Origin of the sequence: Serratia sp. JKS000199, from assembly GCF_900215455.1 — a bacterium.
GTDB classification, from domain to species: Bacteria; Pseudomonadota; Gammaproteobacteria; order Enterobacterales; family Enterobacteriaceae; genus Serratia; species Serratia ureilytica.
The window spans coordinates 2,697,227-2,711,562 of the sequence record NZ_LT907843.1 but is presented as its reverse complement, the minus strand read 5'-3'; the positions used below and the strand labels follow the sequence as shown (position 1 = coordinate 2,711,562).

The following is a 14,336-nucleotide window of genomic DNA, read 5'->3' as shown; positions in this document are numbered from 1 at the left end:
AGTGACACGCGGCGGGGGCTCCCGCCGCGTTTTGTTTTACTTTTTCCCGCCTTTGGCTTCCGCCAGCGCCTGCTGCGCCGAGCTCATCAAACTCTCTACCGTCGCGTAATCCTGCGTCAGCGCCACAATGCCGGCGTTAAGCTGCATGTTCACCTCGCCGAACGCGCCAAAATCGTAGGGCGCCTCCAGCGGCGGCACAATGCGCGCCAGAAACTCGCTTTCCGCGCCGTAGGGCAGATCGTGCACCAGAATCAGAAACTGGCCGCCGGTATAGCGGCAGATATAGTCGCTGGGGCGGATCAGCGTCTTGAGGCGCTCGCCGACGGTGCGCAGCACGTCGTCGCCGATCTGGACGCCGTGGCTTTGGTAGAGCGCCGCCAGCGGGCCGAATTCAAGAATGAACAGGTGGGAGATCGGCTGCGCCGTTCCGGGACGGCAGATGCTGCGCATCACCGTCTCGCCGCCTGCGCGGTTGAGAAAGCCGGTCAGGCGATCGCGGTGCGACGCCTGCTGCTTCTCCCACGCCAGCGTGACGTGCTGTACCAGCTGGCGGTGGTAGCGCGCGATCATGCCGTGGGCCAGCACCAGCCACAGCGGCGCGAGGTCCGCCAGGACAAACAGGTTTTGCACGCGCGACAGCGGCGCCGCCAGCAGGTAAGGCAGCGTCAGCGCGATCACCTCAAGCAGCGCGAAGCGCGGGGCGGCGGCGTGGCGTTGCATGAGCCAGCAGGCCAGGGCGGTGATCGTCAGGCCGGCGAACAGCATTAAGACGAAGCGGCCCGAGAGCATCGCCAGAGCGGCGCTGGCGCCGACCAGCAGCGCCCACAGCAGCACCGTCACCAGCATGGCATTCGGCCAGGCCGGTTGACGCCGGCGTGCCAGCCAGGCTCGCCCGGCGGTCAACAACAGCAGCAGCAGCAACAAACCGATGCCGAGCGGCCGCTGGACCAGCCAGGCGTACCCCGCCAGCAGCGCGGCCGGCCCCGCGGCATTCAGCCAGGGCGTAAGAGGAGAGGGCGTCAGCGTGAGACGCAGCTGGCGTTGAAACGGCTCGTCATCGGCGTGCAGCGGGCTGTATAACAGCCAGTTCAGCAGCGCCGGGCGTTTGGGCGTTACCGCCGGAGATGGACTTCTCATTACAGCCTCGTCAATCAATAAGGCCGCTCTTGCGGCGGCCTGAAGTTTTTTTGCACGCGCGGTGCTGTGATTTTGGATTCTATGTGGTTTTGCCGTTATTTGTCAGAGTCTGGTCGGATCAGGAAGAATTTTCAGAATAATTAACCTACTGGCCGTTGGCGGGGGAAAGCGTGGCGGTTTGAAAAATGGCGATAAAAAACAAATTATTACATTTCGACAACGCCGTTTTCACCTATTGATATGATTGATAAGTATTATCGTTTGTTTTATTGTTAACGGCTGTGCGCAGGCTGCTGCCGCACACTTTTCGGTTCACGGCGGCCGCTTTCGCGCCGCTGTCATGATGGTTGCAACAGGTATCTTAACTAATGAGCGTATCCACCGATCCCATGACTGAAGCCAAGGGGCAGCCCGACGCCGGCGTGATGGGGCGTTATCAGCATATTCTTCGCCATCGCCTGTTGATGATGGGCGTATTGGCATTGGCGATCCTGGGCTCGCTGCTGCTGGATTTCACCATGGGGCCGTCCGGCCTGTCGTTGTCATCCTTATGGCAAACGCTGCTTGATCCCGCCGCGGCCGATGCCGGCACGCGGGTGATCGTCTGGGACATCCGCTTGCCCTATGCGTTGATGGCGGTGGTGGTGGGCTTTGCGCTCGGCCTGGCCGGGGCGGAAATGCAGACCATCCTGAATAACCCGCTGGCCAGCCCCTTCACCCTCGGGGTGTCTTCCGCCGCGGCCTTTGGCGCCGCGCTGGCGATCGTGCTCGGCATCGGCATTCCGGGGATCCCCGATCAGTGGTTCATCTCCGCCAACGCTTTTATCTTCGCGCTGTTCGCCGCGCTGATGCTTGACGGCATCACGCGCTGGACGCGGGTCGCCACCTCCGGCGTAGTGCTGTTCGGCATTGCGCTGGTGTTTACCTTCAACGCGCTGGTCTCGATGATGCAGTTCATCGCCAGCGAGGATACGCTGCAGGGGCTGGTGTTCTGGACCATGGGCAGCCTGGCGCGCGCCTCGTGGGACAAACTGGGCATTCTGTTCGGGGTGTTCGCCGTGCTGCTGCCGCTGTCGATGATGAGCTCGTGGAAACTGACCGCGCTGCGTCTGGGTGAAGACCGGGCGGTGAGCTTCGGCATCGACGTGCGTCGGCTGCGTTTGACCACGCTGCTGCGCATCAGCATGCTCTCGGCGCTGGCGGTGGCTTTCGTCGGGCCGATCGGCTTTATCGGTCTGGTGGCGCCGCACATCGCCCGCATGATCTTCGGCGAAGATCACCGTTTCTACCTGCCGGCCAGTGCGCTGATTGGCGCGCTGGTGCTGTCGATGGCCTCGGTGGCGTCGAAAAACCTGGTGCCTGGGGTAATCATCCCGGTGGGGATCGTGACGTCGTTGGTCGGGGTGCCGTTCTTCCTGAGCATTATTCTGCGCCACCGGGGGAACGTATGAGCCAGGGTTTACGGATAGAAAACTTCTCGGCGGGTTACCCGAAACGCCAGGTGATCGACAATCTCTCGGTGCCGATGCTGCCGCGCGGGCAAATCACCGTGTTGCTGGGGCCGAACGGCAGCGGCAAATCGACATTGCTGCGCTCGCTGGCCGGGCTGAACCCGGCGCAGGGCAAGCTGTGGCTGGACGACGGCGATTTGATGCAGATGCCGTTCGCCCGTCGGGCGGAGAAAGTGGTGTACCTGCCGCAGTCGCTGCCCGCCGGGGTGCATCTGCACGTGCTGGAGTCGATCATCGTGGCGCAGCGCGCCTCGGGCGGCCGCAGCAACGCCGGCAGCGAAGCGGAAGTGATGGCTTTGCTGGAACAGCTGGGCATCGCCCACCTGGCGCTGAGTTATCTCGATCAGCTGTCCGGCGGCCAGAAACAGTTGGTGGGGTTGGCGCAGTCGCTGATCCGTCAGCCGTCGCTGCTGCTGCTGGATGAGCCGCTGAGCGCGCTCGATCTCAACTACCAGTTCCACGTGATGGATTTGGTGCGCCGCGAAACCCGCAAGCGCGATATCGTGACGGTGGTGGTAGTGCATGACATCAACATTGCGCTGCGTCACGGCGACCACGTGCTGATGCTGCAGGATGGCGATCTGATCGCCGACGGCGCGCCGGATCAGGTGATTACGCCGCAGAGCCTGGCGCGGGTCTATGGCGTGCGCGGGCGCATCGAGCGTTGCTCGCAGGGCACGCCGCAGGTGCTGATAGACGGTCTGGTGAACCAGCCGACGATATAATCCAGGAAAAAGCCCGGCATCGCCGGTAATGCCGGTCAGTTAAGCCTGACTGGCATTTTTTTATCCCATCTTTGTGTGTTTCGTGCAGCCTGAATTGCCGTAAAAATCTCTCATTTCTCTGATGCCGTAGCGAACGGCAATTGGAGGGGCCGAAGGCGCGGCCCCTCCACCTGCGCCTTCGCTTAACACCGTCTGTCCGCTACGCGGATACCCTCGCCGTGTCTGCGTTGTCGGGCGGGTCGGCTGCGACAAACGTCCCTGTTAGTCTCGCCTCAACCGGCCTTCCCTGGCCGGTTGCCCCTGACAACGCCGTCTTGCTCGGCAGCCAGTGATGCGCGCTCAAGGTCAACACCTGAGCTGGCAGCTACTGGGAAATCTGCCGCTGATGAGGTTGTGGTAGAGAAGTTGGAGATGAGCGCGGTGTTGGGCGCCCTTGAAGACGCCGAACGCAGGCATAGCGCATTAGGCGAAACCGCCATGGACGGCGGTTTCAGGTGAGACAGACAGGGACGCCTGTCGCAACCGGCCTCAATGCGCTATGGCGGAGGGAGGGAAGTTGGCAAAGCCAACCGTCTGACAGGGCAAAGGCGCGGGTTGCCAGGGACCGCGCCTTCGGCCCCTGGCTCGGTCGAGGTGCGGGAGTCTCATGATGCACCTCTCATTTATCGACCGAAAGCGTCACGAGTACTTCAAAAAAACGCTAACTGACACGCATTACGGCATCGCCGGGCTTTTTTTATCGCGCAGCGCGGTTCAGTGCTTCGCTCACGCGTTCGACGACGTGCTGGGCGGTGACGATGCCGCCGGACAGATAGACCTCGGCCGCCGGCAGGTAAACCACCTGGCCTTTTTTCACCGCCGTGGTTTTCTTCAGCGCGGTGCCGGTGAGGATTTTCTGCGGCGCCACCGCGTTCGGCCGACCGGTCGCGGCGTCTCTGTCGATGACGAACAGCCAGTCCGGGTTCAGTTTGGCGACCTGCTCAGGCGTCAGCTTATTGCCGCGCACGTCTTTTTCATCGGACTGCAGCGCGGACGAGAAGCCGAGGGCGTCATAGACGAAGCTGAAACGGCTCTTGGGGGCGTAAGCGCTGATCTTGCCGCCGGAGAACAGCACCACCAGCCCGCGTCCGGCCTGGGCGGCCTGCGGTTTGACCGCCGCGATCTGCGCATCCAGCTTGTCGATCGCCGCCTGCGCCTGTTGCGGCTTATCGAACAGCTCGCCCAACTGCAGGGTGCGCTGTTTCAGGCTGCCCAACTGATCCTGCTGATCGACGGACATGTTCAACGTCGGTGCCAGCGTGTTCAGCTCGTCATAGGCTTTGGACGCCCGGCCGGCGATCAGGATCAGGTCCGGTTTGGCGGCGCGCAGCACGGCCATATCCGGCTCGAACAGGGTGCCGGCATTGAGGTATTTGTCATCCTGATAGCGCTTCAGGTTATCCGGCAAGTTCTTGCGATTGCCGGGCAGCGCCAGCGGCTCGACGCCCAGCAGCTGCAGCGTTTCCAGCGAAGCGTAATCCAGCACCACGATACGCTGCGGGTGCTTCTTCACCTCGGTGCTGCCGTTCAGGTGCTGGACGTTGACGGTGGTCGAGGCCGCCGGCGCGTCGGTTTTGCTGTGGCAACCCGCCAGCGCCATCGCGGCCAGCAGGGCGATCATCAGGGGGGAGCGGCGTAATCTCATGGGGCTTCCTCTCGGTGATGGAATGAAAAGGGCGCGCAGCGCGCGCCCGGGGGCATCAGAAGTTGTAGGTCATGCCGACGGTGTAACGGCGGCCGTCCAGCGTGGTGCGATAGTGATCGTAATCCACGGTCTTGTCGAGAATGTTGTAGACCCCGCCGGTCAGCTGCAGGTTTTTCGCCGCCTGGTAGCTCAGGCCCGCATCGACGAAGGTGTAGGACGGGGTGCTGGTCTCCATCGACGTGCGGCTCAGGTAGTCTGAGGTGCGGCTGCGGAAGTTAACGCGCGACCACAGGCTGAGGTCTTGCGTAGCCTGCCAATCCAGCACGGTGTTGATCATGTGCTTAGGCATCTGGTTCAGCGCCTTGCCCTGGAACTCGCCGCTTTTCTGCTCGGAAGCGGTGTAGGTGTAGTTGGCGTTCCACTTCCAGTCTTTATTGATCTGCCAGCCGAAGGTGGCCTCTACGCCGCGCATATTGGCTTTGTCGACGTTGACGCGATCGCTGATAAAGTCGTAGACGTCATTGCCGATCTTACAGTCCGGCGTGTCTTCGCAGCGGCGCACTTCGGTGATCTTGTTCTTGAAGTCGGTGTTGAAGACCGTCACCCCAGCGTTTACGCCTTTCAGGCTGTCCCACATCAGGCCGATCTCTTCGCTCAGGCTCTTCTCAGGCTGCAGATCCGGGTTGCCGACGATGATGCCGTTACGCACGCCGCCGCCGGTGACCTGGCCCCAGCTGGCGGAGGATTGGCGCAGATCCGGCGAACGGTAGCCGGCGGAGACGCCGCCTTTCATCGTCCACTGTTCGGTCAGGTGCCAGACGCCGTACATGCGCGGCGACCAGTGGCTGCCGAAGTTCTGATCGCGATCCATACGGATGCCGCTGGTCAGGCTGAAGTCGTTGGTCAGCGCCCATTCGTCCTCGGCGAACAGCGCCCAGCTCCAGCGCGTCAGCTGGTTGACGTCTTGCGCCGAGCTCAGCTGGTTGCCGCTGTCGCCCAGTTTCTCATAGCGGTATTGGCCGCCGAGGTTCAGCATGTGGGCACCCAGCTCGAACTGGTTCTGGGTGTTGAAGATGGTGTTGTACATCTTCATCTTGCGGCCCGGGTTATTGGTCTCTTCCCGCTGAACGTAGCTGGTGGAGTTACCGAAGTCGTAATAACCGTTGTGGGTCAGCGCGTAGTTGGTGCGGGTGTAGAGATTTTCGCTGCGAGAGGTAGGTTTGCACTTGCCTTTGCTGCAGCGCTCCGCCACCACCGATTTGCCCGGCGTGCTGTTGCGATCCTGCAGCGAGCGGCCGATTTCGAAGTCGAATTCGTTTTTCTCGTCCGGCGTCAGAGTGAACACCGCGGTGCCGCTGCGCATGCGCTGTTCGTTGTAACCGTTGGCGATTTTATCTTCCGCGCGGCGCGACAGCAGGCCGTTGACCCGCACGCCGAGCAGGCCTTCAATCAGTGGGCCGGAGGCGTAGGCGTTGGTCTGGAACAGATCGCCGGAATCGCGGTTTTCCTGGAGGGTGGCGTCGCCGTGCAGCGAGCCTTTCCACTCGGTGCGGGAAGTCTTGCGGGTGATGACGTTGATCACGCCGCCCATGGCGTCGGAACCGTACAGCGAAGACATCGGCCCGCGCACCACTTCGATGCGCTCGATGGCTTCCATCGGCGGCAGCCAGCCCTGTTCGATGCCGGCGTTATCGCTGTTCGGCCGGGTGCCGCGGGTGTCAACGCGCTTGCCGTCCACCAGGATCAGCGTGTACTTGGAGGACATGCCGCGGATGCTGATGTCGCTGCTGCTGGCGCCGCCGGTGACGACCACGCCCGGCACGTCTTTCAGCGCGTCGGTCACGTCGCGATAGGCCTTATCTTCGATCTGCTGGCGCGGGATCACCGAGATGGAGGCGGCGGAGTCCTGAATTTTTTGCTGGAAGCCGGAGGCGGTGACGACCATGGTGTCTTGGGTGTCGTCCTGCGGCGCGGCCAGTGCGGCGGTGGCGCTGAGTGAGGCGATGACCATGGCGGCGAGCTTGCTGTAACGTGGCGTTTCCATGAGGTAAACCTTTCCTGGATTGAAGTGAAAGTAATTAACCAATTGAATTTCTAATGAAATAATTCATCGTTCGCTGAGAAATCCGTCGCTTCGTCAGCGTTGCGTGAGGCCATTGTAAGGATTTTTTACTGAATGTAAACGCTAATGATAATTCATATCATTTGTATGCTTGTTATTCTGGCGGGAAAGAGTAACCGGATGAATTAAAGGGAAAAGCGGCGCAGCAGACGTGCGCCGGAGGATCAGCGTTTCTGGATGTAGGTGATGGCCAGCGCCAGCGCCAGCACCAGGCCTTTGATAATGTCCATGGCGTAGTAGGGCACCGACAGCATCACCAGGCCGTTTTGCAGCACGCCGAGGATCACCGCGCCGATCAGGGTGCCGAGCGCATTGGGTTTGCCGGCCCCGGCCAGCGAGAAGCCAATATAGGCCGCCGCCACCGCGTCCATCAGATAACCGCCGCCGGCGTTGACCTGCGAAGAGCCGATACGTGACGCCAGCAAGATGCCGCCAAGCGCCGCCAGCCAGGAAGAAATGACGTAAGCGGCAACCCTGTAACGCACGGTGCGGATGCCCGACAGGCGCGCCGCTTCGGGGTTGCCGCCGATGGCATACATGCGGCGGCCGTGCTTGGTCAACGACAGGAACAGCTGCACCGCCACGGTGACCGCCAGCATGATCAGCACGATCACCGGCACCTGGCCGAGGGCGGAAAACACCTCCGGGATCAGGCCCTCCGCCATGTCGCCATTCGGCAGCACCATGTTTTGGGTGATGGAACCGCCGTAGCTGTAGGTCATCGCCACGCCCTGGATCACGAACAGGCTGGCCAGCGTCGCCAGCATGTCGGGGATTTTGAGCACCACGATCAGCAGGGCGTTGAACAGGCCGACCAGCGTGCACAGCAGCAGCGTTACCACGATGGCGCCGGTGGTGCCGAACCCGTGCCAGACGAACAGTGAAATCACCAGCGCGTTGGCCAGCGAGGCGGTCGAGCCGACCGACAGATCGAAACCGCCGACCGACAGCGAGATGGAGACGCCGATGGCGATCACCGTCACGATGGCGATCGAACGCAGAATATTGATGATGTTGTTGGCATCGAGAAAGTTGTCCGACGCCAGGCCAAACAGGGCGATCAGCGCCGCGACGGTCAGCAACATGCCCCATTTGTAGAGGAAATCAAACAGCTGTTGGCGCCAGGGCAGCGCAGGCCGCAGGGCAAATTCTTTACTCACGCAGGGGTTCCTCCGGTGGAATAGAACAATAAGGTTTCTTCGTCGATGTCGGCGGCGTTCAACTCTGCCACGATGCGGCCGTCCCACAGCACGCAGATGCGATCGCACAGGCCAATCAGCTCGGCGAACTCGCCGGAGGCGTAAATCACGCCTTTGCCGGCGCGCGCCAGGCCGTCGATCAGGCTGAACAGTTCCTGTTTGGCCTTGATGTCCACGCCCTTGGTCGGCTCATCGAAGATCAGCACCTCGGCGTCGCCGCGCAGCCACTTGCCGATCGCCACTTTTTGTTGATTGCCGCCGGACAGGCGCGCCAGCCGCTGTTGCGGGCCGGATGCGCGAATGTTCAGACGCTGCATGATCTCGCGTGCCCAGCGCAGCTCTTGCCGCCGGTTGAACAGGCTCCAGCGCGAGAAGCTGTCGTCGGCGCTGACGCTCAGGTTCATCGGGATCGCCTCGTCGATGAAAATGCCCTCTTTGCGGCGCTCTTCCGGCACCAGCGCCAGTCCTTGTTCGACCGACAGGTGCGGCGCGCGTGGCGCCCAGGGCTGCCCGCGCAGTTCGCCGCGCTCGAGCTGCACGGCGCCGGCGCCGAACAATGCCTTGCACAGTTCGGTTTTGCCCGCCCCGGCCAGCCCGGCGATGCCGAGAATTTCGCCCTCATGCAGCCGCAGCGAAACGTCGCGCAGCTTATGGCGATCGCGCAAGCCTTGCACCTGCAGCAGCGTTCGCTCAGGGTGCGGCGGGCGCGGCGGTGGGAAAATGTCGTCCAGCCGATGGCCGAGCATCTTCTCGACGATCTGTTCGCCGCTCAGCCCGCGCATGGCGTCTTCGCTGACGCGCCGGCCGTCGCGCAGCACCGTCAGCCGATCGCAAATGTCGCTCAGTTCGTGGATGCGGTGAGAAATGAACACGATGCCGATGCCTTCGGATTGCAGGCGGCGCACCACGTTAAACAGGCGCTCGCTCTCGGCGCGATCGAGCGGTGCGGTCGGTTCGTCGAGCACCAGAAAACGGCAGCGGTGCGACAGCGCGCGCGCCAGCAGCACTTGCTGTTTTTCCGCCAGCGTGCAGTCCGCCAGGCGTCTGCGCGGATTGAGCGGCAGCGCCCATTGCTGCAGCAGCTCTGCGGCGCGGCGGTGCAGCTCCGCCCAGTTCAGCCAGTGGCCCGGTTCGTTCAGCCAGTCCAGCATGATGTTTTCCGCCACCGACAGCGTGGGGATCAGCGCGACATCGACTTCTTGCTGCACCACGTGGATGCCGTGGCGGCGCGCCTGCAGCGGGGAATGAATTTCCACTGCCCGGCCGTCGATCAGGATCTCGCCGCGGTAGTGATCGTGGGCGCCGGAGAGGATCGCCATTAGCGTCGATTTGCCCGCGCCGTTGGCGCCGACCAGCGCGTGGATTGAGCCGCCGTGCAGCGTGAAGTCCACGTCCTGCAGCGCGTTGAAGCCGGCGAAGGCGATCGAGATATTGCGCATCTCGAGGCGCGAAGGCGTTGCGGTTGACATTGCGTAGTAAGGCCGTTTAGATGTTTAGATGGCTGTTTTGCTCTGTTGTAACACAGATTGCGCCGTTGGCAACCAACAAAATGGCATAACGGCGATGAAAAGCGTGGGCGGGCAGGGGCGCAACCCGCGTCAGGCTGCGCCGGAGCGATAAACGGTCAGAAGGTGGTGGGGGTGTGTGCGCTGACGATGCGGCAGATGCGCGCCGAGGTATTGCTGAAGCTGTGCGGAATGCCGGTGTTGATGGCGTAGCTCTGACCGGCGGTCAGGCAGTAACTCTGGCCGTTGATGGTCAGCACGATCTCGCCCTCCAGCAGGGTGCCTATCTCTTCGCCCTGATGCTTGATCTTTTCGCCGGTGGTGGTGCCGGGCTGGTAGGTTTCCAGCATCATCGCCAGGTTGCGCGTCGGGCTGCCGTTGTGCACCAGCTTCATCGACACCCCCTGGCTGCCGATCTCAATCAGATCCTCGGCGTCGATCACCACGCGCGGCTCGTCGACGGCCTCCGGTTCGGCAAAGAATTCCGACAGCGACAGGCCATACACCTTAAGCAACTTTTGCAGCGTGCTGATGGCCGGGCTGACTTTGTCCTGTTCGATGGTGCTGATCGCACTGTGGGTTAACCCGGACAGTTCGGCGACCCGGCGCTGTGACAAACCCAATTGCTGGCGGATCTGCGACAGGCGTTTGCCCGGTGCCAAGCTGGCTTCGCTCATAGCGGTACTTCCTTCTGGTAAGGGCGACAGGCTGAAATGACGATCGGTATCGGGCGCCTGCCTGGTCGATAACGATGCTGCATGATATCGGTAGTTAGGGTAGGTTTGGAAAATATATTGCCCATGCTCACCGTCGGCGCGGCGGACAAAATAGTTGACGTGAAAATGGCGGCAAGGCCTTTTCGGTCAATATTTTATCAATTTAGCAGCCGGTGGCGAATAATCAAACAGGATTGTAACATTTGCAAACCCATTCTGTTAAGACTATGTTTCATGTTGTGGATGTTATTTTGAGCGCCCGCAGCGGCGCGACCTGGCGAGAAATCCAATCATGTGTTGAATCGAACGGCGGACGGGCGCCAACGCGCCTTAAGAGCATAATGGCGGGTGACGTATGCAAACCAATAGCGCAGCAGTTGAACATTTTGCACAGCATCATGAAGAGAGGCGAAGTAGCGCGTTCCAAAATGAGGTCGCTCATTATTTGGAACGCCATCCCGCCACGCAGTATATCGATATCCTTCTCACCGATCTCAATGGTTCCTTCCGCGGCAAACGCATACCCGTCTCAGGGTTGAAAAAACTGGAAAAAGGCAGCTACTTCCCCGCGTCGGTGTTCGCTATGGACATCCTCGGCAACGTGGTGGAGGAGGCCGGCCTTGGGCAGGAACTCGGCGAACCGGATCGCGTATGCCTGCCGGTGCCCGGTTCGCTGACGCCGTCGGCGGCCGATCCGCAGCACATCGGCCAGGTGCTGCTCACCATGCTGGATGAAGATGGCACTCCCTTTGACGTTGAACCCCGCAATGTGCTGAACCGCGTGTGGCAGGCGCTGCGACAGCGCGGCTTGTTCCCGGTGGCAGCGGTAGAGCTGGAGTTTTATCTCATCGATCGGCAGCGCGACGCGGAAGGCGATTTGCAACCGCCGTGTGCGCCCGGCACGCAGGAGCGCAACACCCAAAGCCAGGTGTACTCCGTCGATAACCTGAACCATTTCGCCGAGGTGCTGAACGATATCGACGCGCTGGCGAAGCTGCAGGGGCTGCCGGCGGACGGCGCGGTGGCGGAGGCCTCGCCGGGGCAGTTCGAGGTCAACCTGCGCCATACCGACGATATCTTGCAGGCCTGCGACCACGCGCTGGCGCTGAAGCGGCTGGTGCGGCTGGTGGCCGAGAACCACGGCATGCACGCCACCTTTATGGCCAAGCCCTATGAGGATTACGCCGGCAGCGGCATGCACGTGCACGTCAGCATGCAGGATGGCGCGGGCAACAACCTGTTCGCCGACGGCGAAGGCGAGGATTCGCCGCTCTTGAAACAGGCGCTGGCCGGGATGATCACCCTGATGCCGGCGTCGATGGCGCTGTTGGCGCCGAACGTCAATGCCTATCGGCGTTTCCAGCCGGGGATGTATGTGCCGATCCAGGCCGCCTGGGGCCACAATAACCGCACCGTGGCGCTGCGCATTCCCTGCGGCGAACCGGAGAACCATCGGGTGGAGTATCGCGTGGCCGGCGCCGACGCCAATCCGTATCTGGTGATGGCGGCGATCCTGGCCGGCATGCTGTACGGGCTGGACAACCTACTGCCGCTGCCTGAGCCGGTGACCGGCAACGGGCTGGAGCAAGAGGGGCTGCCGCTGCCGATCCGCCAGAGCGACGCGCTGTACGAGTTTGAACATCAGCACGCGCTGACGCACTATCTCGGCGAGCGTTTCACCCGCGTTTATCACGCCTGCAAGACCGACGAACTGCTGCAGTTTGAACGGCGAGTGACGGAAACCGAGATCGACTGGATGTTGAAAAATGCCTGAATAGGCGTATAAAGTAAGAGGTATGTGCGGGCGACTGGCCTGCCGGCAGCGGATTAATTCGCCTGCCGGGCTGGTTTTCCGTGCGATCGACAAAAAGAATTTGTATTTGAGGGTTTCCGGATCTTGTCATTCGGAGGCATTCTGGTGCAAAATATCTCAAATGCAGATAGCCGACGTTTTGAAAGCGTCGGTTATTTTTTTTGCATTATGTTTTACCAACGTAGCGTTTCATACACCAAGCGAGGCCGGACACCGATCCGGATAGATAAATAGTTTCGTGCACGATCAAACAAAACTTTATGGTCGTGACTCATGAGGATTAGAAAGATGGGGCAATTTTTCACTTTAGCGCCGGTGCCCGCCGGTTTCCGCTGTGGCCGCAGCGACTATGGAGCAGCCGAGGTTACCTCGACCCGTTATCCAGCTTACAACCCCCTTCTTTTAGAATTAAGTCGCTCGTTGCGAAGTTTCCCCGCAACCTTAAGTCTTGGCGTGTCCGCCATCCGCAAGGCTCAAGGTAAGGGGGGGCTGAACAATGTCCGATAACACTATCAACGCCGCTCCGGCTCAGCGCACTCAGCTGCGTAAAACCCTGACTTTAGTTCCGGTAGTGATGATGGGCTTGGCTTACCTGCAGCCAATGACCATTTTCGATACCTTCGGCATCGTATCCGGCCTGACCGATGGTCACGTCGCGACCGCGTACGCCTTCGCTCTGCTGGCGATCCTGTTTACCGCCCTGAGCTACGGCAAGCTGGTGAAGAAGTTCCCTTCCGCCGGTTCCGCCTACACCTACGCCCAGAAAGCCATCAGCCCGCACGTCGGCTTTATGGTGGGCTGGTCATCGCTGCTGGACTACCTGTTCATGCCGATGATCAACATTTTGCTGGCCAAGATTTACCTGGAAGCGATCTTCCCGGGCGTACCGTCCTGGATCTTCGTGGCGGTGCTGGTCGGCTTGATGACGATTTTCAACCTGCGCGGCATCAAGCTGGTGGCTAACCTGAACTCCATCATCGTGGTGGTGCAGGTGGCGATCATGATCGTGTTCCTCGGCCTGGTGATCAACGGCATTTACCACGGCGAAGGCGCCGGTACGCTGGTCAGCAGCCGCCCGTTCTGGTCCGATAACGCTCACGTGGTGCCGATGATTACCGGCGCGACCATCCTGTGCTTCTCGTTCTTGGGCTTCGACGGCATCAGCTCGCTGTCCGAAGAGACCAAAGACGCGGAAAAAGTGATCCCGAAAGCCATCTTCCTGACGGCGCTGATCGGCGGCATCATCTTTATCGTGGTGTCTTACTTCGTGCAGCTGTACTTCCCGGACATTTCGCGCTTCAAGGATCCGGACGCGTCGCAGCCTGAAATCATGCTGTACGTGGCGGGCAAGTTCTTCCAGTCGGTGATCCTGGTGTTCTCCTGCGTGACGGTATTGGCGTCGGGCATGGCGGCGCACGCGGGCGTTTCGCGTCTGATGTACGTGATGGGCCGCGACGGCGTGTTCCCGACTCGCTTCTTCGGCTATGTGCATCCGAAGTGGCGTACCCCGGCGCTGAATGTGCTGCTGGTAGGCGCCATCGCGTTGTCCGCGGTGTCGTTTGACCTGGTGACCGCGACCGCGCTGATCAACTTCGGTGCGCTGGTGGCCTTCACCTTCGTTAACCTGTCGGTGATCTCGCAGTTCTATATTCGCGATAAGATGAACCGCACCGTGAAGGACACGTTCAACTACCTGATCCTGCCGGTGATGGGCGCACTGACCGTCGGCGCGCTGTGGATCAACCTGGAAGCCAGCTCGATGACGCTGGGCCTGGTTTGGGCGGCCATCGGCCTGATCTACCTGGCCTTCGTCACCCGCAGCTTCCGTCTGCCGGTGCCGCAAGCGAGCGAAGACGCCGCCTAAGCGCGAGCCGTCTCCTCAGCCACAAAAAAGGCCGCTTTCGCGGCCTTTTCCTTTTCTGCT

At 61.2% G+C, this 14,336-nt stretch carries 10 protein-coding genes; 4 read left to right on the top strand and 6 right to left on the bottom strand.

The features are described 5' to 3' along the window. Positions 1–36: 36 nt before the first annotated feature. On the bottom strand, positions 37–1,137 hold the full coding sequence (locus CPH57_RS12930) for a GGDEF domain-containing protein (protein ID WP_089192030.1): 1,101 nt from the start codon (positions 1,135–1,137) through the stop codon (positions 37–39). Positions 1,138–1,505: 368 nt separating this feature from the next. Here CPH57_RS12930 and CPH57_RS12925 point away from each other — a divergent pair, with 368 nt between their 5' ends. After that, the gene (locus tag CPH57_RS12925; protein WP_033643796.1) at positions 1,506–2,588 is read left to right on the top strand and encodes an iron ABC transporter permease; all 1,083 of its coding nucleotides are present in this window, start codon (positions 1,506–1,508) and stop codon (positions 2,586–2,588) included. Then, the gene (locus tag CPH57_RS12920; protein ID WP_033643795.1) at positions 2,585–3,373 is read left to right on the top strand and encodes an ABC transporter ATP-binding protein; all 789 of its coding nucleotides are present in this window, start codon (positions 2,585–2,587) and stop codon (positions 3,371–3,373) included. Before CPH57_RS12925 ends, CPH57_RS12920 begins: the two co-directional genes overlap by 4 nt. Positions 3,374–4,109: 736 nt before the next feature. On the opposite strand, the gene CPH57_RS12915 is transcribed toward CPH57_RS12920, so the two are convergent. From CPH57_RS12915 to puuR, 5 genes are all read right to left on the bottom strand, one after another. Then, positions 4,110–5,057, bottom strand: a complete 948-nt coding sequence (locus tag CPH57_RS12915; protein WP_096242437.1) for a siderophore ABC transporter substrate-binding protein — start codon at positions 5,055–5,057, stop codon at positions 4,110–4,112. Between the two features lie 55 nt (positions 5,058–5,112). Further along, entirely contained in the window at positions 5,113–7,101 is a 1,989-nt protein-coding gene (locus CPH57_RS12910) for a ligand-gated channel protein (RefSeq protein ID WP_096242436.1), read from the bottom strand. A 242-nt stretch (positions 7,102–7,343) separates the two neighbouring features. Further along, on the bottom strand, positions 7,344–8,339 hold the full coding sequence (locus CPH57_RS12905; RefSeq protein WP_096242435.1) for an ABC transporter permease: 996 nt from the start codon (positions 8,337–8,339) through the stop codon (positions 7,344–7,346). Further along, positions 8,336–9,847: a sugar ABC transporter ATP-binding protein gene (locus CPH57_RS12900; protein ID WP_096242434.1), complete on the bottom strand. Its 1,512-nt coding sequence runs from the start codon at positions 9,845–9,847 to the stop codon at positions 8,336–8,338. Before CPH57_RS12900 ends, CPH57_RS12905 begins: the two co-directional genes overlap by 4 nt. Before the next feature lie 155 nt (positions 9,848–10,002). Then, positions 10,003–10,560 (bottom strand): HTH-type transcriptional regulator PuuR, encoded by a 558-nt coding sequence (gene puuR / locus CPH57_RS12895; RefSeq protein WP_016927000.1) that lies wholly within the window; start codon positions 10,558–10,560, stop codon positions 10,003–10,005. A gap of 394 nt (positions 10,561–10,954) precedes the next feature. Here puuR and CPH57_RS12890 point away from each other — a divergent pair, with 394 nt between their 5' ends. Both CPH57_RS12890 and CPH57_RS12880 read left to right on the top strand, forming a co-directional pair. After that, positions 10,955–12,373 (top strand): glutamine synthetase family protein, encoded by a 1,419-nt coding sequence (locus CPH57_RS12890; protein ID WP_033643789.1) that lies wholly within the window; start codon positions 10,955–10,957, stop codon positions 12,371–12,373. A gap of 535 nt (positions 12,374–12,908) precedes the next feature. After that, positions 12,909–14,276 carry an APC family permease gene (locus tag CPH57_RS12880; protein WP_025303526.1) on the top strand — a complete coding sequence of 456 codons (1,368 nt, stop codon included), beginning with the start codon at positions 12,909–12,911 and terminating at the stop codon, positions 14,274–14,276. Positions 14,277–14,336: the final 60 nt, after the last annotated feature.

What these genes read in the sequence shown, in the direction of transcription:
- CPH57_RS12890 (WP_033643789.1), top strand. Translation starts at nt 10,955, where the DNA reads ATGCAAACCAATAGCGCAGCAGTTGAACATTTTGCACAGCATCATGAA.
- CPH57_RS12915 (WP_096242437.1), bottom strand. Translation starts at nt 5,057, where the DNA reads ATGAGATTACGCCGCTCCCCCCTGATGATCGCCCTGCTGGCCGCGATG.
- CPH57_RS12925 (WP_033643796.1), top strand. Translation starts at nt 1,506, where the DNA reads ATGAGCGTATCCACCGATCCCATGACTGAAGCCAAGGGGCAGCCCGAC.
- CPH57_RS12910 (WP_096242436.1), bottom strand. Translation starts at nt 7,101, where the DNA reads ATGGAAACGCCACGTTACAGCAAGCTCGCCGCCATGGTCATCGCCTCA.
- CPH57_RS12880 (WP_025303526.1), top strand. Translation starts at nt 12,909, where the DNA reads ATGTCCGATAACACTATCAACGCCGCTCCGGCTCAGCGCACTCAGCTG.
- CPH57_RS12930 (WP_089192030.1), bottom strand. Translation starts at nt 1,137, where the DNA reads ATGAGAAGTCCATCTCCGGCGGTAACGCCCAAACGCCCGGCGCTGCTG.
- CPH57_RS12900 (WP_096242434.1), bottom strand. Translation starts at nt 9,847, where the DNA reads ATGTCAACCGCAACGCCTTCGCGCCTCGAGATGCGCAATATCTCGATC.
- CPH57_RS12920 (WP_033643795.1), top strand. Translation starts at nt 2,585, where the DNA reads ATGAGCCAGGGTTTACGGATAGAAAACTTCTCGGCGGGTTACCCGAAA.
- puuR (WP_016927000.1), bottom strand. Translation starts at nt 10,560, where the DNA reads ATGAGCGAAGCCAGCTTGGCACCGGGCAAACGCCTGTCGCAGATCCGC.